This window comes from Chryseobacterium sp. SORGH_AS_0447 (assembly GCF_030818695.1).
In the GTDB taxonomy this organism is placed as follows: Bacteria; Bacteroidota; Bacteroidia; order Flavobacteriales; family Weeksellaceae; genus Chryseobacterium.
Map to the genome: position 1 here is coordinate 1,831,063 of NZ_JAUTAR010000001.1, position 23,382 is coordinate 1,854,444.

Annotated in this window: 21 protein-coding genes; 8 read left to right on the forward strand and 13 right to left on the reverse strand. The window is 41.9% G+C overall.

Annotated elements, in window-relative coordinates:
* Positions 1-158: 158 nt before the first annotated feature.
* Positions 159-530: a helix-turn-helix domain-containing protein gene (locus QE422_RS08630; protein WP_307456830.1), complete on the reverse strand. Its 372-nt coding sequence runs from the start codon at positions 528-530 to the stop codon at positions 159-161.
* Between the two features lie 108 nt (positions 531-638).
* Here QE422_RS08630 and QE422_RS08635 point away from each other — a divergent pair, with 108 nt between their 5' ends.
* Positions 639-1,268, forward strand: a complete 630-nt coding sequence (locus tag QE422_RS08635; protein WP_307456833.1) for a nitroreductase family protein — start codon at positions 639-641, stop codon at positions 1,266-1,268.
* 318 nt (positions 1,269-1,586) lie between these two features.
* Here QE422_RS08635 and QE422_RS08640 read toward each other — a convergent pair whose 3' ends face one another.
* Both QE422_RS08640 and QE422_RS08645 read right to left on the reverse strand, forming a co-directional pair.
* Positions 1,587-3,959, reverse strand: a complete 2,373-nt coding sequence (locus tag QE422_RS08640) for a TonB-dependent receptor (RefSeq protein ID WP_307456835.1) — start codon at positions 3,957-3,959, stop codon at positions 1,587-1,589.
* Positions 3,960-4,459: 500 nt separating this feature from the next.
* Positions 4,460-5,152, reverse strand: coding sequence for a 2'-5' RNA ligase family protein (locus QE422_RS08645; protein WP_307456837.1), 693 nt, complete (start codon positions 5,150-5,152; stop codon positions 4,460-4,462).
* A gap of 324 nt (positions 5,153-5,476) precedes the next feature.
* Here QE422_RS08645 and QE422_RS08650 point away from each other — a divergent pair, with 324 nt between their 5' ends.
* Complete coding sequence (locus tag QE422_RS08650; RefSeq protein WP_307456840.1) at positions 5,477-6,151, forward strand: penicillin-binding transpeptidase domain-containing protein; 675 nt, start codon at positions 5,477-5,479, stop codon at positions 6,149-6,151.
* 146 nt (positions 6,152-6,297) lie between these two features.
* Here QE422_RS08650 and QE422_RS08655 read toward each other — a convergent pair whose 3' ends face one another.
* Complete coding sequence (locus tag QE422_RS08655) at positions 6,298-7,257, reverse strand: AraC family transcriptional regulator (RefSeq protein WP_307456843.1); 960 nt, start codon at positions 7,255-7,257, stop codon at positions 6,298-6,300.
* A gap of 85 nt (positions 7,258-7,342) precedes the next feature.
* The gene (locus QE422_RS08660) at positions 7,343-7,786 is read right to left on the reverse strand and encodes a nuclear transport factor 2 family protein (protein ID WP_307456845.1); all 444 of its coding nucleotides are present in this window, start codon (positions 7,784-7,786) and stop codon (positions 7,343-7,345) included.
* Between the two features lie 438 nt (positions 7,787-8,224).
* On the opposite strand from QE422_RS08660, the gene QE422_RS08665 reads away from it, so the two are divergent.
* Positions 8,225-10,726: a PAS domain S-box protein gene (locus tag QE422_RS08665; protein WP_307456846.1), complete on the forward strand. Its 2,502-nt coding sequence runs from the start codon at positions 8,225-8,227 to the stop codon at positions 10,724-10,726.
* A gap of 198 nt (positions 10,727-10,924) precedes the next feature.
* Here the strand turns inward: QE422_RS08665 and QE422_RS08670 are convergent, their stop codons facing one another.
* From QE422_RS08670 to QE422_RS08680, 3 genes are all read right to left on the reverse strand, one after another.
* Complete coding sequence (locus QE422_RS08670; protein ID WP_307456848.1) at positions 10,925-12,124, reverse strand: GAF domain-containing sensor histidine kinase; 1,200 nt, start codon at positions 12,122-12,124, stop codon at positions 10,925-10,927.
* Positions 12,125-12,519: 395 nt separating this feature from the next.
* Positions 12,520-13,041 (reverse strand): DUF1440 domain-containing protein, encoded by a 522-nt coding sequence (locus QE422_RS08675; RefSeq protein ID WP_307456852.1) that lies wholly within the window; start codon positions 13,039-13,041, stop codon positions 12,520-12,522.
* A 48-nt stretch (positions 13,042-13,089) separates the two neighbouring features.
* The gene (locus tag QE422_RS08680) at positions 13,090-14,415 is read right to left on the reverse strand and encodes an alpha-amylase family glycosyl hydrolase (protein WP_307456854.1); all 1,326 of its coding nucleotides are present in this window, start codon (positions 14,413-14,415) and stop codon (positions 13,090-13,092) included.
* A gap of 234 nt (positions 14,416-14,649) precedes the next feature.
* On the opposite strand from QE422_RS08680, the gene QE422_RS08685 reads away from it, so the two are divergent.
* Positions 14,650-15,462 (forward strand): glycosyltransferase family 32 protein, encoded by an 813-nt coding sequence (locus tag QE422_RS08685; RefSeq protein ID WP_307456858.1) that lies wholly within the window; start codon positions 14,650-14,652, stop codon positions 15,460-15,462.
* 92 nt (positions 15,463-15,554) lie between these two features.
* Here QE422_RS08685 and QE422_RS08690 read toward each other — a convergent pair whose 3' ends face one another.
* From QE422_RS08690 to QE422_RS08705, 4 genes are read right to left on the reverse strand one after another with little or no spacing between them, the layout of a single operon-like run.
* On the reverse strand, positions 15,555-15,908 hold the full coding sequence (locus QE422_RS08690; protein WP_307456860.1) for a hypothetical protein: 354 nt from the start codon (positions 15,906-15,908) through the stop codon (positions 15,555-15,557).
* A gap of 45 nt (positions 15,909-15,953) precedes the next feature.
* The gene (locus tag QE422_RS08695; protein WP_307456862.1) at positions 15,954-16,769 is read right to left on the reverse strand and encodes a hypothetical protein; all 816 of its coding nucleotides are present in this window, start codon (positions 16,767-16,769) and stop codon (positions 15,954-15,956) included.
* Positions 16,744-17,871, reverse strand: a complete 1,128-nt coding sequence (gene glf, locus QE422_RS08700) for a UDP-galactopyranose mutase (RefSeq protein WP_307456866.1) — start codon at positions 17,869-17,871, stop codon at positions 16,744-16,746. The genes QE422_RS08695 and glf overlap by 26 nt, the downstream gene beginning before the upstream one ends.
* The gene (locus QE422_RS08705; protein WP_307456869.1) at positions 17,855-18,952 is read right to left on the reverse strand and encodes a glycosyltransferase family 1 protein; all 1,098 of its coding nucleotides are present in this window, start codon (positions 18,950-18,952) and stop codon (positions 17,855-17,857) included. The genes glf and QE422_RS08705 overlap by 17 nt, the downstream gene beginning before the upstream one ends.
* 360 nt (positions 18,953-19,312) lie before the next feature.
* On the opposite strand from QE422_RS08705, the gene QE422_RS08710 reads away from it, so the two are divergent.
* The gene (locus tag QE422_RS08710) at positions 19,313-20,275 is read left to right on the forward strand and encodes a TIGR03557 family F420-dependent LLM class oxidoreductase (protein WP_307456871.1); all 963 of its coding nucleotides are present in this window, start codon (positions 19,313-19,315) and stop codon (positions 20,273-20,275) included.
* 15 nt (positions 20,276-20,290) lie between these two features.
* On the opposite strand, the gene QE422_RS08715 is transcribed toward QE422_RS08710, so the two are convergent.
* The gene (locus QE422_RS08715) at positions 20,291-21,238 is read right to left on the reverse strand and encodes a beta-1,6-N-acetylglucosaminyltransferase (protein ID WP_307456873.1); all 948 of its coding nucleotides are present in this window, start codon (positions 21,236-21,238) and stop codon (positions 20,291-20,293) included.
* A 437-nt stretch (positions 21,239-21,675) separates the two neighbouring features.
* On the opposite strand from QE422_RS08715, the gene QE422_RS08720 reads away from it, so the two are divergent.
* From QE422_RS08720 to QE422_RS08730, 3 genes are all read left to right on the forward strand, one after another.
* Positions 21,676-22,344 carry a DEAD/DEAH box helicase gene (locus QE422_RS08720; RefSeq protein ID WP_307456877.1) on the forward strand — a complete coding sequence of 223 codons (669 nt, stop codon included), beginning with the start codon at positions 21,676-21,678 and terminating at the stop codon, positions 22,342-22,344.
* Between the two features lie 81 nt (positions 22,345-22,425).
* Positions 22,426-22,620, forward strand: a complete 195-nt coding sequence (locus QE422_RS08725; protein ID WP_307456880.1) for a cold-shock protein — start codon at positions 22,426-22,428, stop codon at positions 22,618-22,620.
* A 244-nt stretch (positions 22,621-22,864) separates the two neighbouring features.
* The gene (locus QE422_RS08730) at positions 22,865-23,320 is read left to right on the forward strand and encodes a MaoC family dehydratase (protein ID WP_307456883.1); all 456 of its coding nucleotides are present in this window, start codon (positions 22,865-22,867) and stop codon (positions 23,318-23,320) included.
* Positions 23,321-23,382: the final 62 nt, after the last annotated feature.

A 23,382-nucleotide genomic window follows, 5' to 3' on the forward strand; every position in this document is an offset into this window, starting at 1 on the left:
GAAAAGCAGAACAGTATATTGAGGCCGTTTAACCAATCGTTGAAACGGCCTTTTTATTATATTTAATTATGATAATCGAATAAATATTCAGTTCCGATAAACGGAAAGACTTTGTGAGATCGTCATCATCTCTCATTTGTAATATGCCCTATTTAAATTTAAATGGAAGAATTTGCTTTCATCCCGGAAATAATCCGTTTTCTGTGGGTAATTCCCCATTCTGCTATGGTGTTGGTAAGCTGTTTTAGCGTTTCTCCGTATTCCGTGATCTGATATTCTACAGCGACAGGAGCGGTATTTAAAACAGTACGCGTAATCAGCTCGTTTATTTCGAGGTCTTTCAGTTCACGGCTCAGCATTTTGCCGGAAATACCTTTCACATCTCTCAGAAGTTCGGAATAGCGCATGGGCTGATAACATAAACATGCAATAATGGACATTTTCCATTTTCCGTTTAAAATTTCCATCGTATCGTGAATGGCCAGTAATTTCTGGCTGCAGTCTTTTATTAAATCAAATTCTTGTTTCATCGTATTTCACTTGGTTACTCTAATGTCACTATAACTTTTTGTCACCAGGTTACAAAAGTACACATTGAAACTTTAACTTTGCCAATTCAATAGGTAAATAATCAAAAAATGGAATTAATCAAGAATCTAAACTGGCGTTATGCCGTTAAGAAATACACGGATGAACTGGTAAGTGAAGAGAAAATAGACCGTATTATCGAAGCGGTTAACCTCACTGCTTCATCATGTGGAATACAGCCTTATCGGATTTATGTAATATCAAATCCGGAGATCAGGGAAAAGTTGGGAGAAGGATCCTTCAATACACAGATACGATCTTCTTCCCACCTGTTGGTTTTTGCAGGATTCAATGAGATCACCGCGGATTATATCGCAGATTATATTGCAATGGTTGAGCAGGAGCGAAATTTGGAAAAAGGGTCTTTAAACATGCTGAGAGACACGATCACAGAATATTTTTCACCGCAGAGCAGAGAGCAGAATATCATTTGGTCGGATAAACAAGCGTACATCGGCCTGGGCACTGCCCTGATCGCCGCTGCAGAGCTTAAAGTGGACGCCACCCCTATGGAAGGCTTTGATCCGAAATTATTCGATGAAGTTCTAGGGCTGTCTGAAAAGAATCTGCATGCTTCCGTAATTGTTTCTTTAGGCTACAGGGATATTGCTAACGATTATCTTGCGATGGCACCGAAAGTCCGCCTGCCGATTGATGAATTTTCTACGAGAATAAATTAGAAGATCAGACATAAGCTCTTTGCTTAACTTGTTGTTAGATAGAAATAAAAAAGATACGGATCTTAGATCCGTATCTTTTTAGCATTTAATAAATAAGACCATAATCACAATGGTGTCTTTCCAAAAAATTATTTCTTTTTTTTAAAACCGATCTTCCTTTGGAATAGATTTATCGAGCCTGATTAGATATGGACTTTTCAAAAGAAGCAGGATTGAAACTTTTCTATCATTGTTTATTCTGATATCCCAGTTATCAGGAAAGAAAACTCATAACGGAGTCTCTTTCTCGGCATGCTTTCAATGTAGGTTCCGTTTTACTTAAAACTTTAAAGCAATACTGGCCAGATATCGTATCGGAGCTTGTGGTGTCAATCTTATCGACCATGCTCTTTCGCTGGTGATATTGTCAATCTTCAGACCAAGCCTGTATTTCGGACGGTCGTAGAAAATGCTGGCATCAAACATTTTGTATGAAGGGATAATTACTTTTGCCGTCTGGGTATTCGTCTGGTAGGACATGCTTCCGATATTTCCTCCGAAACCAGCCGCAAGACCACTTAATTTTCCTTTTACAAATGCATAGCTTACCCAGAAGTTGTACATATTCTGAGGTCCTGAAGCGGCAGGGCGCAGGTTTAAAACCGAAGCATCGGCTTCCGTAAACTTACTGTCGTTGTATGCATAACCTACAATAATACTAAGGCCCGCCACAGGATTGGCTGTGATGTCCACTTCAACCCCTTTGCTGTACTGCGAACCGTCCTGGATTGAGAAATTGGCATCATCAGGATCCGTTCTCAGAACATGGTCTACATTGATGTCATAGTAACTTACCGTTCCGACAAGCCTGTGACTGAACAGGTCTGCTTTAGCCCCGAACTCCAGTTGATTTCCTCTCTGAGGAACAAAATTATTTCCGTTCTTGTCAACACCGCTGATGTTGAAGAATCCGTTCATATAATTCCCGAAAAGCGATACCTTATCCTTTACGATTTCATAAACCAGTCCTGATTTGTGAGACAACGCTGTCTGTGTATATGGCCCGGCCTGTAGCCCGCTGACACTGAGCCCACCGGTGGTCTGGCCTGTCAGGATGTTGTAAACCCCGTTGTAATGGAAGTTATCGACTCTCAAGCTTCCCATTACTTTCAAACGGTCGGTAATATCGAATACATCGGAAATGTAGGCTGCATAGGTGTTATCGCTGCTTTTTTCTTTTCGCGGTGTGCCGGTATTGGTAAGGTTATCCAGCATATCCCGTGTCACTCTGTACGTGCTTGGCGTATTCACAAAATCAACTACCGGTGCGTTGACGGTGGTTCTGTCGAAACTGTTGAAATTGTTGTAATAATCCAGGCCGAAAACCATTCTGTTTCTGAATTTTCCGATATAAAAATCCCCGATAAAATTCTGCTGAAGATTTGTTGCAATAAAATTGGTATTTCCTACAATCACACTTGGCTGTAAAGTAGTATCCGAACGTCCGTTCAGAGCGGTAATGTAGCCATTGATGGTTGATTTCGCTCTTGAAAATATGGTTTGAGAAGTCCAGTCGGATGAGATCTTATAATTCAGTTGCCCGAAAATGTTCATCATTTGGGTAGAATAGGTGATGTCATCTCCCAGAAACGTTCTGTTGTAAGGAAAATTCATGTCGGCAATAGACTTGATTTTATTGCTTTTCGTATAAGGATTAAACCGTACGACCGAAGTTCCTTTGGCAAGCCCGAATTCAACATCCAATAATAAAGATAACCGGTCGTTGATCTGATAGGAGAAGCTTGGGGCAAGTGCTAAACTGTTTGTAAAACCCGTATCCTGGAAGCTTTTTTCGAATGTTGTCGCTCCGTTCAGCCTGAACAAAGCCGTTTTGTCTGCATTGATCGGGGTATTGGCATCAAAAGTAAGCCGGTTGAAATTCCAGCTTCCTCCCGTATAGCTTACCTCGCCTCCTTTCCCGTTATACGGTTTTTTGGTAACCCTGTTGTATAACCCGCCATAGCTGCTTGAAACCTGGGTTCCGAAAAGGGTAGTGGAAGGACCTTTAATCGCTTCGATTCTTTCTAAATTGGTATTATCTAAAAATGAAAATGCAGCTCCGGCAACCCCGTTTCTTGCATTGGGCTCGGTATCGAAACCGCGGGAACGGAATGTTACCCTTCCCTGGTTGGCAATCATCGGAATTCCGGCTCCGGGAATATTTTTCGAAACACTTCCCAAGTCCACTGCCATCTGCTGAGTGATCAGCTCTTTGGGAACCTTATTGTAGACCTGTGGGTTTTCAAGATACTTTATCGGCAGTTTTGCAACGTACGGACTTTCTTTTCTTGTGATCTTTGGCGTGCTCCCGACGATTCTTACCTCCTGTAAAACCTGAATATTTTCTTTGGAAAGCTGATAATTAACCGGGGTATCTTCATCCTGCTTTACTTCCACGGGAATCTGTTGCTCCTTAAGACCGAGCATCTGGATTTTAACGGTGTAACTGCCCGGGGCGATCTGTGAAAATTTGAAATTACCGTGAATATCGGTAGTGGTTATTTTATCCTGCCCCAGCAATGAAACCGAAACAAGCTCGACGGGTTCGTTATCGATAGAGGTAATGGTTCCCGAGATAGAACCGGTATTGGTCTGTGCAATAAAAAGGGAAAAGCACAAAACAGAAAGTAAAAAGAATAAACGTTTCAGCATGATTTATAATTATAGGCTCCTTCTTCTGCATGATCAGGAAGGAGAGATGAGACTTCGCTAAGATTCCGGGAATATTTTGTGACGGTAATTATCCTTAAGTAGAATTGTAATTTTTGTTGGATTTAATAATTACCTTTTTCATTAAACTTATTTAGACCAAATATTAATAAGGTGCAAATGTAATTAAAAAACTATTTTAATGATCAATATTTTTGAAAAAACGGAAATAAAATTTCAGAGATAAAAAACGGTGAGCCTTAACTTTAAAGAAGGAAATGCTTTCTGAAATATTTTTTCTATCATTGACTAAAGTTGAGCAGGTAAGGAAAGCGGGTATTGGAGCGGGTATTTGATTGATTACCTTATCCGCGATGAATAATAATCTGTTCCGAGGCTTAGATTTTTAGCTTACTGCTGTTTCTGGATGTTCATTCCTAAAAAAGAAAAATACGGCTGACGTTACTGTGAAAATAGATAAATCCTCAAAGATACTTGGATCATTATAAGGTAAAACGGTGAAGCGTCTTCACAATTATGTTTTTTTGGTACCAGTCATTATAGACCAGCTCCAGCGATGCTGCCTGCATTTCGCCAAAGTCGGTTTCCCGGTACTTTTGCAGTGCGGCTGCAAATTTATCGGCAGATTTTAGTGCTTTCCTGAAGCGGATTGAAGTAAGGTGAGCAGTGGAAAGTTTATATCTCAAATCGATGCTCTGCTGGAGATTAGTAAAGCCAAAATTCTTTCTTATCCGGTCTCTCAACGTTTCAAGACCGTTATCCACTGGAAATCCCTGGATCATTATCGCTTCCTGAGTGGCTGTTATCCCATGAAAATGTAGCCTCATCTCCGGAATGTCCTTCATACTTTCCGAAATCACCTGTACATAATCCGGTATGGATACGTCCTCAAGATTAAAACCGTCGTAACAGGAAATTATAGAGAGCGCTGTGATATGCAGATCCGCAGCAGGCTGGTAATACTGTTCTTCATCAATGCTTTTCATTTCCTGCTGAAACCGGCTGATTTTATCTTTAATTTCATCATTCGGCCTTATCAGCAGGGTCAGTCCGCGACGGTTGTCTCCTGGATGATCAATCATCTGGTCCGGCAGGAGATCGCCCCTGCCGATTTTACCGATCGATTGGTGAAACAGACGATCATACAGCTGTGATAACGCATTATGCTTGTTCATGGAGAAATGACAGTCTTTGTTTACCCTTACAAATGTACGTTCTTATTGTTTTCAAGGGAAAAAATTCAAGGAATATTTACAAAGGCAGCATAGACAAAGATTTATGAATTTTGATTCCGGCTGATCCAATTTGTCATTCTAAAAATATTTAAACTTCTATAAATTTATTTTTCAAAATTAAATTGTGCGATCATCGTTTTAATTAAATAAATTGCCGATGTTAAAACAGCGGCTAACGTTTATACTAAATTTAAAAGAGACAGCCTTTGCTGGATTTTTAAAATAACAACAATAAAATAAATTAGAAATACTTCCTGACCTCCTATGAAATCGGCAAAAATTATTCTCTTATCCGTTGTTATGCTTCTTCCGTTTATGGCTTTCCGGTCTGTTTCCAAAACTGTCATCCGGGATGATTTTAAAAAGTTTTATGATCAATATGGCGTTGAAGGATCATTTATCATGTACGATCAAAAGAATGACCGATATACCATTTACAATCAGGAGCAGATGAATACCCCGTTTACCCCGGCTTCTACATTTAAAATAGGGAATTCTCTGGTCGCACTGGAAACCGGAGTTGTAAAAGATGAAAATGTTGTCTTCAAATGGGACGGAGAAAAGCGGCCGCTTGACGTGTGGAATAAAGATACGGACATGAAAGATGCCTTCAAAAACTCAACCGTCTGGTATTATCAGGAGCTGGCGAGACGTATCGGTGAAGACCGGATGAAAAAATGGCTGAAAAAAGCCCGTTACGGCAATGCTGACATTACGGGAGGGATTGATGCTTTCTGGCTGTCGGGAAATCTCCGGATTACACCGCGTGAACAGATTGATTTCCTGCGCAGGCTCCATGATAACCAGCTTCCTTTTTCAGAACGTTCGATGAATATCGTAAAAGAGATCATGATCGTAAGCGATACACTGAACACAGTAACCCGGGCAAAACCCGGTGCCGGAAAACAGGGACAGCAATATGTGGGTTGGTATGTATGATATATCACCACCCCCGACAATGTATATTATTTTTCCAATTGTATCCAGACTGTCGAAAAAAGCAGGATTTCGGAAAAGCTAGGTTTGAAATACTGAATAATATTCTTGATGAATTGAAAGTCTGTAAAAAGAAATAATAATTCCGATTAATACGCTGACATGCTGTTTTTTGCCCTAAACTGAGTGGGCGACAGATGCATCTGTTTTTTGAAAAATGAACTGAAGTGGGAAGGTCCTTCAAATCCAAGACTGTAAGCAATCTCTGAAATGGACCAGGAGCTGTGCCGGAGCATAATTTTGGACTCTTTTAAGATTCTTTCGCTGATCAGTTGTGAAGTTGTTTTAAACAGGGTCTCCTTTACCGATTTGTTCAGGTGATTAACGTGTACAGACATTTGGTCGGCAAAATCCGATGCAGACCGCAGCCTGATTCCTTCAATCGTATTTCTTATAGGGAACTGTTTTTCCAGCAGTTCCATAAATAATGAGGCAATTCTGCCGGGAGCATTTGCCTTTTCTGCCAAGATATGGGTAGAAGGCCTCAGCTTTAAAGCGGTAAAGATAAGCTGAAAGATGAGGTTTTTCAGTACATCATGCTTAAAACTGAAGTCTGAGGAAAGTTCTTGCTGCATTTGCAGGAATATACCTTCGAGCAGTACTTTCTCATCTTTGTTCAATTCAAAAACAGGATAGCCTTCTAGCTGGAAGAACGGGTATTTTTTGATGTTGCCGGAGCCTTCGGTATAGGATTCTGTAAAAATACAGCTGTATCCCGTCTGTTGATCGGAAAGGGTTTCCCAGTTATAAGGAATAAAAGGGTTGGCAAAAAGAAGCCCGTGTTCCTTTATCTCAAAGCTTTTGTCGGCATAATGTATTTTGCTTTGGCCGGAGACAAGGCAGATCTTGAAATAATTCTTTCGCCCGAAAGCAACAACATCAGGGTTTTCCGAAAGATTCCGCTTTCCGATAGGCATTACATTGAAATGCTCTTTCTCATCCAGCAGATCGGAAGTTTTCAGATAAGGGTGTCTGGCATAAAATTCTTCAAGGGTTTCAGGCATTGTCATGGAAAAATCTTTCAAGAGATCATCTAAATTTTTAAGCATAACAAATGTACTATAAATGAATGGTATACGCTAAATGATAAGAAAAAAACAGCTATCATCCATAAGGATCATAGCTGTTTTCAAATTAATTATTTACAAAATTGCTCAAAGGTGCATTAATAGCTTCCATAGCAACAAGCGGATTCCAGAAGTCGACATATTTTAAAATTTTGCCTTCGTCATCGGTCGTCACCACCGAGATGTAGCGCTGATTGTAAGGTTTCCCCGTATGTACCGCTTTACCCTGGCTCGAAAATTCGGCGATAACCAGGTTCGGATTCTCGGTAGCATGGAAATAGAGGTTTTCAAACACCACTTTAAAATGTTTCGGGAAATTCTGCATGTATTCAAAAAGCGCTGTCTTTCCTTCGATCATTTTAGGAAAATCTGCCGGGCCGTAAGGAAATTCTAGAATACCGTTTTCTGTAAAGAGGTCAACCCATTTTTCAATCTGTCCGGATGAAAGAAGTTCCAGGTGGTCTTTAAATGTTTTTTGAGCTGCATTTCGGATTCTTTCAATTGTACTCATAATTTTAAAAATGATTTAATGTTTACTTTAATATTCAATACAAAAGTATTCATGCAGACAGCCTCAGCAGTATAAAAAATCAAACGGTATTTGTCAAAAATCAATCAATCGGTAAACGATAGAATAGTGATTACTTTAAATAAAATAAGGTTAGATGGTGGCAAGATTAAATAGGGCTTGTCAAAAACTTTGAATCTTGCAATATTTTTAAATTATTCCTATTTATCAAAGAGGAGTTATCTATGATACGTTTGCAATTTTGATTGAGGTAAAATCCTTCAGGATTATTCCCGTCTTTTTAATAATATATTCGTAATGACCCATCATTAAAGCAATTTTATATGCCGATCTGCAATTTTATGGTACGCTTTTCAACAAAGTAGGGGCGTGATCTATTTCCTATTTTTGTATTTTCGTGAATTGAAATTAACAGTGAGAATGAAGGACCAAGTACCACCCTTGAATTTTGAACAGATGATCGGCGTACTTTCTTTTATCAACACCGCTACGGCAGTGCATGTTGGTGAAGATGCCAGGATTGAATTTGCAAATCAGGCCATGCTAACCGTTTGGGGCCGCGGGCCGGAAGTAATCGGAAAAAGTCTGGAAGAGGCTATGCCCGAGCTTTCCGGACAGCCTTTTATCGAAATGTTTGCAAAGGTATGGCGGGAAGGCATTACCATTTCGGGAAGCGATACTCCTGCTGAAATTCTTGTTAACGGAGTACTGGATACCTATTATTTTGATTTTGAATACCGCGCCGTAAAGGATGAAAGCGGCCGGGTAATCGCCATACTGCATACCGCGACCGATGTTACGGAGCGTTACCTCAACAGGCGCGAACTGCAGGAGGCCGGCGAGAATAAAGCATTGCTTTTGCGCGAGCAATCACTCAACGAGCAGCTTGCCGTCGTAAATGAAGAATTAAGTGCAACCAATGAGGAGCTTCATACAAGCCGGGAAGAGCTTTCCCGGATGAATGTCGAGCTGGAAGTGATGGTGGAAGACCGTGTAAAGGCCCTGATCGAAAGTGAAGAGCGTTTCAGGTCTATGGCCGATAACACCGATGTACTGATCGCCGTACGCGACGAGACCGGGCAGCTGATTTATTTTAATAAAGCGTGGTCACAACTCACCGGAAGGACGGCAGAGCAACTACTCAGCAAAGGATGGTATGATCTGCTTCATCCCGCTGACAAAGAGCAATTCATCCATACCCACCAGCAGGCCTTTGCTCAGAGGATTTCCTACAGCGCCGAAATGCGGATGCTTGGATCCGACGGGTCTTATCATTGGCTGCTGAAAAAGGGGACCCCGAGATTTCTTTCCGACGGAAACTTTGCCGGATACATTAGCTCCTGTGTAGACATTACCCAGCAAAAACTAAGTGAGCAGCAGCTGAAGTCTATCAATGAAGAGTTAGCGGCTTCCAATGAAGAGCTGGCTGCTCTTAATGAGGAACTTGCAGCGACCAATGAAGAACTGGCAGAATCCAATGATGAGCTGTTGTTGAGTGAAGCACGTTTCCGAAACCTGATCAGACAGGCGCCGGTTGCGATATGCGTGATCCGTGCCGAAGATCTTATCGTTACGGAGGTTAACGACGGATATTTAAAATTGGTGGGAAAATCCCGGGAGCAGCTGGAAAAGCGTTTCATCTGGGAAGGAGTGGCCGAAGCAGCCGAAGCATATTCACCGGTGATGCATCAGGTGATTACTTCCGGAACCGCCTTTCACGGAATAGAGCACGAGCTCATTTTGAACCGCAATGGCAGGGATGAAATCATGTTTATCGATTTTGTTTACGAACCGGTAACCGATTTGAAGGGGACTGTTACTTCCATCATGGTCGTAGGCAACGACGTGACCGATAAAGTGATGGCAAGAAGACAGATCGAAGATATCGAGGAACGTAACCGTCTGGCCATTGAGGCAGCGGAGATCGGAACTTATGAACTGAATTACGAAAGCCATTTGGTCATCGGTTCCAAACGTTTTGATCAGATCTTCGGTATTACCAGCCCGGCTTCAAGAGCGGAAATCCTTGCTACTTATCACCCTTTGGACGCCCATCTTAGCGATCAGGCGCACAGTATCGCCCGAAAAACCGGAAAGCTTTTTTATGAAACCCGTATTCTGAACGCAGACGGTTCTGTAAAATGGATCCGCCTACAGGGAAATGTTCATTACGACAGCGAAGGCAACCTGAAAAAGCTGTTGGGAACCGTGATGGACATTACCGCTTTGAAACAGCTTCAGCAACAGAAAGACGATTTTATTTCCATTGCCAGCCACGAGCTTAAAACACCGCTTACCAGCCTGAAAGCCTCTTTACAGCTTTTGGATCGGATGAAAGCAAGCCCGACGCCTTTGCTGCCGCGGTTAATTGAGCAGTGCAACAGAAGTATGGACCGGATTTCTGAGCTTGTTGAAGAACTGCTTAATGTTACCCGAATCAATGAAGGCAAGGTTATTTTAAACAAAAAAACGTTTAATCTGGCTCATATGGTAGACGAGTGCTGTGCCCATGTTCTGCAGTTAGGAACCCATGATCTGGTGGTAGAAGGAGAAAGAAATCTGGAAATCACAGCAGATGAGAACCGGATACAGCAGGTGGTTACAAACTTCATTAATAATGCCATCAAATACGCGCCTCAAAGCAAACAGATATTCCTAAAGATCGAACATGCTGCTGATTCCGTGAAGGTTTCCGTCCGGGATACCGGTCCGGGCATTCCGGCTGATAAGCTGCCACACCTGTTTGAACGTTATTACAGGGTAGATCCGAGAGGCATACAGGTTTCAGGACTGGGGTTAGGACTGTACATCAGTGCGGATATTATTGAGCGTCATGGCGGCAAGATCGGTGTGGAAAGTACGGAAGGTGTGGGAAGCACATTCTGGTTTACGTTGCCTGATCAGGCTGAACACGCTAAATAGCCGTTTTAGTATTTCAAAAACTTTAAATATAGAAATTTAAAAAAGGAGATGGCTTATTAAATTATAAGCCTATCCGCCGTAGTAAATGGAAGTTTCTGAAGATTTCTGTCAGAGGACGGAATATGTATTTATTTAAATTTATGCATTTAAAGCGAAACCTCAGCCGATTTAAAACATTTGAAGCAAAAAAAAGAGAAATCATTTCGGCAGCTGAAGGAAAAAGGTGCTTCCTTTTCCTCTGCCCTCGCTTTCCGCCCAGACCCTTCCGTTGTGCATTTCTGCCAGTATTTTAACCGAATACAGACCAAATCCGTGCGAACGTTCATTGGCGGTGGGTACAGAGGAAAGATTGGAAAATTTTGTAAACAGGAGATCGATTTCGGATCGAAGAATTCCCTGTCCTTTATCTTTTACACTGAAAATCACTGAATCTCCATACTCTCTGCATGCCACACTGATCTCTGAACCGGAAGGTGAATATTTCGATGCATTGCTTACGTAATTGGTCAGGATATCGATCAACCGGTGCCGGTCAGCTTTAATGCTGCTAATTGTAGAAACATCAACAGTAATATGCTGCTGCTTATTGCTCAGGATCTGTCCCAGATTCGTGCATATCTCATGTATAACTTCCTTAGGGTTGATGGAGGTGATCTCAAGCTCAATATATTTTTCTTCCGATGCCGCACTGCTCAGCATTTTGCTCAGGTTCTGTTCGGTAGATCTCGTATTCTCTACAATGGTATTGGCAAGCCGGTAGATGAGGTCTCCTTCCGTAGTTTTTCTCTGGATCTGCTGTGCCGAGATCACAATAGAGGTAAGCGGATTGAGAATGTTGTGAACCATGTGGTGCAAACGGTCATTCGCTATTTTGGCGATCCTGCGTTTTGCTTTCATCGATTCCAGTTTATCCAGAACCACATCGGCAAGTTTTTGCAGTACGGAACGCTGTAATTCGGACACTTCTTCCCTCGGTTTGCTGTCGATAACGCAGACCGTTCCGATATTGTATCCGTCTTCAGTCCTTATCGGGGCACTGGCGTAGAAGCGGATGCCTCCATCACATGAAATATAAGGATTCTGCCTGAGATCATCATAGAGATGGGTATCGTTAATGATTGATAATTCATTCTCATGGATGGCAATTGAGCAGAGGCTGTCTTCACGCAGCACCTGGTTGGTGGGGAAACTGCTCAGATTCGATTTAAAGAAAACCCTGTCGGAATCCACAAAGTTCACAAAAGCTCCCGGTGCATCAAAAAGTTCTGCGGCAATGGAAGTAATATTGTCAAACGTTCCGTCGGTGCTTGTATCTACAATACAATACTGATGAAGCCTTTCAATCCTTTCCTGTTCATTTTCGGGAATAAGCGATGGTTTTGAAAAGTATTTTTTCATTATTTATGGATTTCTTCAAAAGTATTAAATTTTATAATATAATTCAGAGATAAAATAAAATAATTTGTACCATGAAGGGATTATTAGAAGTCTTGTAACAATGATAAAGGATTATCAGTAAATTATCATGATTCTTATTAACAGTAGAAGGCTGAACGATTGATCTTTCAGGGATTCAATGAAAGCAGGCCACTATTTGCAAAACATCAATAGGATCCGCCAAAATATTAAGAGGAGGGATGGCAACCATGATGGCTCTGTCAACTTTTAAGTAGCTGAATTATAAATCCTGTATTAGTAAAAAAATCTAAAATATAATGATCCGGGCGATTTATTTAATTAAATAGAAAGCACGGATCATTTACGATTTATTTAAAAGCAGTTTATAAGAACCGCTAGAATAAGGCATTCAGAACTTTTCTGCTCTGTTCCATTCCCACACCGAAAACCACATGGGAGCCGAATTCCCAGACCCACCAAGAAGCGGGCATTTCAGAAACTTTTGCCTGCAGGCCAAGCATCGGCACGGTAGAACCGTGGGTCAATGCCCAGACCGCCACTCCTGCCGCAACACCTTCTCCCATTTTAAAACGTCTGTTTCTGCTCACTAGAAGCACATAGCTGATACCGATCACTGTGCCTAACGCATAATGAATAATTTTCATACTTAGCAATGTATCATCTTCCGATAGTACTTTATGGGTCGTATTGTAATAAACCTCTTTAGACAAAACGGCAGGAGGCATATTCTGCGGATGACCTGTAACATCTGCACCCCGTAAGCGCAGCTGATAAGGTTCCGGCGGAAACAGTTTTTCACCCAGCTTCTGCAATGGCGGTTCGGCAATCGATTTAATGAGAGAGGCAATAAGGCCTACGGCAATTCCTTTTAAAATATTTTGCGTTAAAGTATTCATAAGCTGAAAATATAATGATGATATTGGTGTTTAAATTATTGTTGTGATTTACTGCTCGTGATGCAGAATGACGTATTTCCAAGGATCCATCGTCAGGATCATAGTTTCCGGAACTTTCTGCTGATCTCCGGTAAAAAGGTTGGTATAGATTCCCGTATCGAAAGAAGTATCGAACTGTACGGTTACCGGCTTGTTGCTGAGGTTCATAAAGGCAAGCACTTTATCCCCTTCTTTTTCCCGTACAAAAGAAATGACCTGATCCATCCTGTCATTCACGATTCTTACCATTTCGCCGCCATACTTGCCATTCCAAAGCGCCTTGTTTTTATGTTTAAGACTGAAAAGAGTAGTGTACAGCGCTTCGTTTTCAGAATACTTCCAGTCGATAGGGTCTTTTTCAAAAAATTCCAGGGAGCGGTCCAGGCCTGCTTCCTGACCACTGTAAACAAGCGGCATTCCATCCATCATTACTGTGAAAACCGTCGCGATATTCAGCGCATCTCTGAAATTAGTATACTGATCGCCCTCCCAGGAATTTTTATCATGGTTGTCGATAAAGTTCAGGCGGATTCCTTCTTTCGGAAAAATAGATACATGCTCGGCAATATAGGCTTCCGTAAGGATTTTTACACTTCTTTCATTCAGGGCGAGCTGATGGAGGATATTCCATAAGGTCCAGTTGTAGGTAGCGTCGAATGCTTTCCGGTGGAGTTCACGGTCCTCAGCTTCGGCAAGCATAAAAACCGGTTTGATGGCGTCGAGCTCTTCCCTTGCATTTTCCCAGAAATCGATTGGGACAAAGCTGGCAATATCACAGCGGTATCCGTCGATATCATATTCCCGGATCCAGAATTTCAGGGCCTCCGTCATGTATTTACGCAATTCGGAATGGCTGTAGTCCAGTTCGATAATATCGTCATAATCTCTCCATCGTGTTGACTGAAAAGTATCTTTCCTTGATTTACGGTACCATTCGGGATGATCTTCGACTATCGTGTTGTCCCAACTTGTATGGTTGGCTACCCAATCGATGATTACATACATCCCCGCTTCATGGATCGCCTGTATGAGGTTTCGGAAATCTTCTTCGGTGCCGAATTCAGGATTAATTCCGAAATAATCCTTTACAGAATAATAACTCCCGAGGTATCCTTTCCGGTGAAGCTTACCGATAGGATGCACCGGCATCAGCCAGATAATATCGATTCCCATCTTTTTCAGTCTCGGAAGTTCTCTTTCAACAGCTCTGAATGAACCCTCCTCTGAAAACTGCCGGATATTAAGTTCATAAACTGTTGCATTCTTTGCCCATTCGGGAAGGATAATTTCTACATACTGTTCCGGCTGGTACCGGGAGTCGGTGTGCTGTTCCATAATTATATTGATAAAGAAGCTTGTGTGATATCATATTTGAAAGAAATAAACGTACCATAGTGAAAGGCCTGGCTGTTTAATTCTCTAAATCATAATCATTTCAAAGTTTATTTTTGGTAAAAACTAAAGATGGGGTATATAAATATTCTCCATTTTTACACTAAGGTTTAATTTTTGTAAATGATAAAGAGCGGCATTTTGCCGCTTGACATCAAAATCACTAAAAAATAATATATGATACCAAAAAAAATACATTATTGCTGGTTTGGAGGCCACGCAAAACACGAGCTTGCAGAACACTGTATCGAATCCTGGAAGAAGATCCATCCCGATTATGAACTGGTTGAATGGAACGAGAGCAATGCGCCCCTGGAAGATAACAATTATGTAAAAGAAGCATTCGAACAGAAAAAATGGGCTTTCGTATCAGATTATGTAAGATCCAAAGTAATGTTTGAGCACGGCGGAATTTATATGGATACCGATATGGAGCTGAAACTTCCGCTGGATGAATTTCTTAATGAAAAGGCGGTTTGCGGTTTTGAAGTTAAAGGTGTTCCTTATTCTGCATTCTGGATGGCTGAACCGAAGCATAAGCTTGCAGAGGATTTCGTAGCTTATTATGATGCTCAGGACGGCTTCGAGGAACGGATCAATACCGATATCTTTTCCGAAATGCTTGAGAAGGAGTATGGAGCAGACCGTTACAGCGATACCATCCAGAAACTGAAGCATGACGTAACGCTTTACCCGTCCGTTTATTTCTCACAGGATCTGCCGAAAAATTATGTGAGCCATCATTTCAACGGTTCCTGGTTCGGGGGTGACGAAGAAAATACGCACAAAAAAATGGTAAATACTTACGGGCTTCTGGAACGGCTGATCAATCAGCCGGATGCGGCAAAATCCATAGAGAGTATCATCAATAAACATAAAATTATTGATATCAATAAAGTACTTGACCTCTTCCCTGAAGAAAGCATCCGTGAATATCTTGAAGCGGCTGAAACCAATGATGCGGGAACACAGCAGTACGGAAGTATCTAAATTAACAATTAAATACTTAAATTAAAAAAAACTCCGGAGCAGAAAGCTTCGGAGTTTTGTATATAAGGACTTCCTGTTAAATAGTTATCAGTTCACATCATAATAATATCTGTAACCACAGAAATATTTTTCGGCGATTCCAGAGCTGACAGTTCCTGCCTAAATTCATTCAATGCTTCGAGGCTTTCATTGTGGATTTCCCGTTCGAGGTTTTCCGGATCCGGGATGTCCCACAACCCGCTGTGATGCCAGATCCCGGGAAAATCCCAGTCAGGACGGTCAAGAATCGGGTAAATGCAGCAGCCGTATAAGGGAATCCCATTTTTGATCATGGAGATACATTCCTCGCCAATCATTTTCAGCCAGGTATATCGTTTGTCTTCCGGGATGCTGGTTTCAGCAATAATAATGGGTCTTCCGTAGCGGATATAAACCTCATCAACCAAGGTGTTCAGACTTTTCCATAAAGGATTAGGCGGATCTGCATCCCATCACGGAATAGACTGTTGATCATGGATCGTCCACTGATTGTTGGAATAAAAATTCACCCCGATCATATCCAGGTATTCCGGTTTTCCCCGAAGTTCAGGACATAGGACTCCGGTTAATATATCCAGTACCTGAAACTGCTCCTGATGTTTTTGATGGGCTTTCAGTACTAAAACAGGATCCGAAAGATCTGCAGCCGAAATATGAATCAGCGGTTCTGTCGGTAAAATCTGTACGGTAGGGTCCACGGCTTTCATCATTTCAATTCCTTCAATATAAGCTTTCATCAGCATATACTTTACTTCCCAACCCTGTCCTACAGTATACGGACTCGTTCCTTTCACTTCTCCGCCCAGCCAGGACAGGAAGCTCACTTCATTAATTGGGGTCACGATAAGTGCACCGTCCGGAACCAGACTCCGGTATTTAATTACAAAAGCACGGCACAGATGGGCAAAACGTCTGGCAAACATAGGGTGGAGCGGTGTCAGGTCATCCGGAAACCCGAAATGGCAGATGTCCCAGACCACCTGGATCTGATGCCTTTCTGCTTGCATGATGATATCTTCCACCTGCCGCCAGTCGTATTCAAAGGGCTTTTTTTCAACGTTACTCCAGCGAATCCCTTCTCTTACGGTTGTGATCTCTATTTCGCGCAGGTTTTCGTAATCTTCGCTGATCAGCTGGTCATGACCTGTCAGTTCAATAAGGTCGACTCTTTCCCCGAATGCATTCTGATGGTCTGCACATTCAAAACCTGCCATCAGAAAGCTTTGGAAAGGATTACCGGGATCAAACGGACTGAACCTGTATTTCATGCTCGCTTTCTTTTAAAATTTTACGGAATAATGCCAGGGACTGGGCAACCACCTGATCCATATTATAGTATTTATATGTTCCCAGACGCCCGGTAAAATAAACATCAGGCATTTCATCTGCCAGCTTCTTATACTGGTTGTAGATTTCCTGATTTTCTTTTCTCGGAATAGGGTAATAGGGATCACCCTCACCGGTCGGATACTCATACACAATGGTGGTCTTGCGATGCACCTGTCCTGTAAGGTGCTTAAATTCTGTAATTCTTGTATAAAGATTAGAGGTCGGATAATTTACGGTGCCTGTGTCCTGGTACTGATTCTGGTCTAATGTCTCAAACCGGAAATCGATGGAACGGTACGGCAGTTTCCCGAACCTGAAATCAAAATAACTGTCGATCGGTCCTGTATAGATCAACTTTTTATGCGGAATCATCCCTACAATATCCCTGAAATTGGTGTTCAGCATAATATGGATATTCGGATGGGAAAGCATTTTTTTAAACATCTCCGTGTATCCGTTCTTGGGCATCGCCTGAAAAGTATCGGTAAAATACCGGTCGTCACTGTTGGTCCGTGTCGGTACCCTTGCCGTTACCGAAGCGTCCAGTTCCGAAGGATCAAGATCCCATTGTTTTCTGGTGTAGCCACGGAAAAACTTTTCGTACAATTCTTTTCCTACTGCATTGATGACCACATCTTCAGAAGTGAGAACCGGTTTCCGAACTTCCGCTTTTGAAGCCAGAAAATCCATCACTTCCGATGAAGTGAGGTTTTTCCCGTATAGCTTATTGATGGTCGTCAGGTTGATCGGAATCGGGACCAGCTGTCCGTCTACACTTCCTAAAACCCGGTGTTCATAGGGTCTCCAGTCGGTAAATCGTGAAAGGTACCGGAATACTTCTTCGGAATTGGTATGAAAGATGTGCGGACCATATTGATGGATCAATATGCCTTCTTCGTTGTAATAATCATAAGCATTTCCGCCAATATGATCGCGTTTGTCGACAATAAGTACCTTTTTCCCCTGGCTGGCCAGGCGTTCGGCGAGTACGGATCCGGCAAATCCGCAGCCGGTGATCAGATAATCATACATAAATTCCATTGGTTTTTTTAACGGTATCAATTAAGAGGCTCATTTTTCGGAAAGTGTTGTCCCAGGAGTCATCCGCTAGAAATTCATCTACTTTCATTAGCCATTGCTTACGGGAATCTTTCTGAAGCTCTTCTTCTCCGAAAGCAATAAAGGTATCGGCGTTATCTGCGATATACACCAGGTTCTCATCACCGTATGGCCTTACCACATCCTTGATCGGTGTAGAAATCACCGGGATCCCTGCCGAAAGATATTCCGGCGTCTTGGTAGGGCTGATGAATTCCGTTGATTCATTGATGGCAAACAAAACCAGGGCAATATCCCAATGACTGATGTACTGGGGAAGCTCGTCGTATTTTTTAGGACCCAGATAATGGATATTTTCCGCCTTTGGAAGTTCCGCCGGATCAATCTTCACCACCGGTCCGATAATTACAAAATGCCAGTCGGGTTTTCGGGAAGAAACTTCCTTCAGGAGTTCAATATCAAACCTTTCGTCAATTACTCCGAAAAAACCGAACCTCGGATGAGGAATATGGCTCTGATCGGGACTGTCGTCTGTTTTTCTCCGGGCTTTTCCAAAATGAACTTTATCGATGCTGCTCGGGAAAGGGTGGATGTTGTGATGTCTGTCTTTTTTAGCCTGATAAAGCGTATGTCCTCCGGTAAACACCACATCTGCTTTTTTGAAGAGTGCTTCTTCATAAGCCAGCAGCTGCGGAGGGGCAAAACGGAAGGCCGACAGCTCATCCATAGAATCGTAAATGGTAACTTTAGGAGTAAGGTGTGCGGTATACTCCAGAGCCATTGGTGTATAATACCAGCACAGGTAATCCTGGATATGCTGATCTTTAAGAAATTTGTTGATGATCCTGGTCATTCGTCCTTTATAATCATCCTGATGATTTTCGATATGAATACTGACGATGGAAATGCCGTCCTGCTCTGTAATCTCGTAGGAATCGGGTCCGGTGTGAGGTTCTTCAAAATAAAAGACATTATAGTTTCTGGCAAACCGGGTCAATAAATGTTGAGGGCGCTGGAATACAAAATTCCACCGCAGATGGCTGAAGCATAAAATATTTTGCATAAGGTATTTATATTACTATTCATAAAGCTAGTGCTTAAAGAACAGGAAGATCATGACTGCCGTCATAAACTTTGAGGCATAATTCTTTTATCTATAAGAGCCCTGTGGTATTTATTTCTTCTGAAAAGCTGTTTGATGTACTAATAAAATAACAATAAAAATGTTCTCCGGCGCTGATCGGTGTCATAAGATCTTTTCCCATTATTTTTTAAGTTTGAAAAAACGGGGGTTCCACAGGTATTACGGCAGAACCGGTAACGCGGAAATATTTTAAACTTATATTTAAAAATTTCCAAAACTTATTTGCTGTGACCCCTTATTAAGAAAGCAAGAATTAAAAAAATCACAAAATATATTATTATGAAACCATTAATCGGATACCACTGTTCCCTGGAAAGATTTACGCCGCAGGAACATCTTAACAATGCTAAAACGGCGTTGGAGCATGGCTTTAAGGGCATTACCTGTTCAGATCATTTTTATCCGTGGAGTGAAAGGCAGGGGGCTTCCATTGCCTCCTGGCCTTGGCTCGGAAGTGCCATGAATGCGGTAGAGCTGCCGTTTGGTGTGGTGACTTCGCCTACAGATCGATGTAATCCCGTACTTATTGCCCAATACATTGCCACATTGGCCTCGATGTATCCCGGCAGGTTTTGGGCAGCTTTCGGAAGCGGACAGCTGCTGAATGAGCACATCAGCAATCATCATTGGCCGGTAAAAAGCGAGAGAAACAAAAGGCTGAAGGAAGCCATTACCATTATCAGAAGCCTGCTGAAAGGTGAAACGGTAACGTTTGAAGGCAAGTTTTTCCAGGTGTACAATACTAAATTATATACTTTACCGTCCGTTCAGCCCAAAATCCTGGTTGCCGCGTTATCCAATGAATCGGCTCATGAACTCGCCGGATGCGCGGACGGCATCATCACTGTAATAAAACCCGTGGAAGATCAGAAGGAATTTATTTATGCCTATGAGCAGGGCGGGGGAGACCGGAATGAAATGCATTTGCAGGCCATTATGTCCTATCATCCGGATCAGCAGCAGGCGGAATATGAAGCCTGGTACAACTGGCGCCACGCCGTTCTCGGCGGAAACCTGCAGTCTGAAATAAGAACTCCCGAAGACTTCGACAGTGCGGTAGAAAGTATTACGGTAGAGCAGACCAATAAGATCATCCGCGCATCTTCGGATCCGAAAGAACATCTGGAATGGCTGAAAGAAGACATGAGCCACGGCTTTTCGCAGATCTATATCCAGGATGTATCTAATGATCAGGCTGAAACCATCAAAATGTATGGGAAATTGCTGACCCAGCTTTCATGATTTTGAGATAAGAAATCAGTTATTGTCCCGGTCGGTTCTCTTCAGTTCCCTTTCCACCTCATCAATTTCTGGCAGGGGCAGATCGTAGTGTTCGTCTATGTACTGAAGGATAATGCCATCCGTTTTGCTGTTTACCTTTCGGATGAAAAGATGATTGCCGGCGACAAGGGATTTAATGAAATCATTTGTGTAGCGGGCATTTTTGAAAAAGCTTTTTTCGATATTTGCCCGTTTGTCGTCGTTTACAATAATGTCTTTAAACTCTGTGTTCATGAGGACCGTCTGGAAAAAAGATTCTGCAGGCAAAAGGGTGTGGAGGTAATAGTCTTCGAAATCCATTACCCTTTTGTTATTAGTAAGGAAAATACAGGTATCCCGGGTGAGAATGAACCATTTTTCTCCAATGTACGGGGTAACACCCTCCATGAAATCCCTCTTGTACACCATGGAAGAAATTTTATGGGTAAGCTCGGTAAAATGGTTCTGGATCCGCTGCATGGTATCGGGCCTGTAAAATTTCTGGTCGTAATAGAAAAGGTAGTTTCTTCCGTTGTTGACGGTGAGGAACCGGCGGATGATATTCTGAGATCTTAGCGGATAGTCTTCGCCGCTTAAATTGACGAAATAATCCCAGTCTGGGCTTACGTTCAGCAGATATTCCATCGCATTGAGCTCAGCCTGGATGATGCTAAAACCTCCGGGAACTATATTCATGCTCTCCAGAAGGTATGCATTGGGAAACTGTACGAGGTACAGCTGGATTTCTTCGGTAAACGAAGCCTTGGCTTTCCGGTCTATATGGATCAGGTAAAATTGGTCGCGCGTATAAATCTTCTCAAACATGGCCTTAAAAACATTAGGCTTGTGGTGTATCATAATGAAGTAAGCGATCCGTATCTGTTGGGAAGGAGAAGTTTTTGCAGGCTGAGCCTGCGTCTGCGGAGCAGTGGAGTGAGTTTGCATAAGCTGAAATTTAAAATTATCCGCAGTTTGCAAACAATTTGGTTTATGTGCGTAAGCTACGAATAAATTTTTGAAAATCAGTGAATTATATTTGCCGCTTTCCGGATTTTTTCGTGTACATTTGCAGGGTATTCATAAAACAGGTTCCTGCCTTCGCTGTACTGATTTAATTTAAATTACATTTTTATCCTTCAGTTTTGCTTTTTCAGCTGCCCGATTATTAATCTGACTTCGATTATAAGAGCCGGTATAGCATCCCTTTTATTTTAGAAATGAAATGTTATTGCAGTCTATTCAGTATCCTTATTTAAAATTATTGAAGAAACCAGGCAAATAAAATGGTAAACGGATAAAGCATCTTTATTTATCAACCCTACGATACCTATTCAGATTCCGGAAACGGGTTTGTTTACAAAATACCGGGCAACCGGCCGATTATGATCAGTTTCAAAAACTTACATTTAATCAATCCGATTATCCGTGCGGTTACGGAAGCGGGATATTCAAAGCCTACTGAATTACAGAGTTTTGCAGTCCCCCATATTCTGGCAGGCCATGATGTAGTGGCATGTTCGGATTCCGGCACCGGAAAAACAGGCGCTTTTGTAATGCCTATTCTTCAGCTGTTGCAGAAGAACCCACAGGAACACAGGAAAATAAGGGTATTGATCCTTAGCCCGGAAAGAGAACATGTAATACAGGTTGAGGATAACTTAAGCATATACAGTAAATACCTTCCGCTTTCCCAGCTTTCCGTTTTTGGCGGAACTTCTACCGGAGGCCATCTTTCTGCTTTAAGAAAAAGAGTGGATCTGCTGGTGGCAACCCCAGAAAGGCTATTGGAACTTGCTGTACAGCGGTATATCGACCTTTCTAAAATTGAAATACTGGTACTGGATGAAGCCGACCGGATTTTTGAAATGGGAGGGGCCGATGAAGTGAAAAAAATTCTGAAACTGATTCCCCACAAAAGACAGACGCTGTTTTTTTCAGCGGCAATGCCCGAAAGTGTAAGGAAATTTGCAGAAACGGTTCTCCGCAAACCGGTAGAAGTTACGGTAGGTCATTATCAGGAGGAAAAAACAGACCGACGGTATGTTTCTTAGAAACAGGATCCCGGAAAATAAGATCAACAGATCTCTAAAGTGTAGAGATCACGATAATATATAATTTTAACAATCATTACCATGCAACAAGGCACAGTAAAATTTTTCAACGAAGCAAAGGGCTTCGGATTCATTGCTCCGGCAGACGGAAGCAAAGATATATTTGTACATTCTTCAGGACTGAATACAAACTCAATCCGTGAAAACGACCAAGTCGTTTTTGATATACAAAAAGGAGACAGAGGCTTAAACGCAATCAACGTAAAGCTGGCATAAGCCGGTCTTATGATAAAACTTACATAACGTTCCGTGTAATATCAGCTGAATCTCATACTAATTCATATAATTTCAGTTGGCTGAATATATTGCCGGAAAATAGGATGTAAGCAATTACTTATTATTTTGTTATGTTCATCTGCCTCTCGCGTTTTGCGGGAGGTTTTTTATCGGTATAAGGAATTAAATAGAATTATGTTCTTATGTAATGAATAATAATGATAAATTCGTTAAAAAAATAGAAATGGTTATTATCAATAATTTTGATGAATATAAACAGCTGGAAGGGCAGATGGTCGGAACCTCTTCATGGCACGTTATCGATCAGGAGCAGATCAACCGATTTGCCGATGCTACCCTCGATCACCAGTGGATTCATGTAGATGAAAAAAGAGCGGAACAGGAAGGGCCTTATCATTCTACCATCGCGCACGGCTATTTAACGCTGTCTCTGATTCCTTACCTGTGGAAGCAGATTGCCGAAGTAAGAAATGTAAAAATGGAAATCAATTACGGAATTGAAAACTTCAGGTTTGGTGTTCCGGTAATGGTAAATGATAAAGTCTGCTTACAGGCCACCATAAAATCCGTTAATAATCTCAGAGGAACTGTCAAAGTAATTGTTGAAGCCAAACTTCTGATACAGGATCAGTCTAAGCCGGCTTATACGGGTGACGTCATTTTTCTCTATCATTTCTAAAAAACGAAATACGGGAAACCCGGTCGTATGAGGAGATCCGGAAATTAATTTAAAACACGACT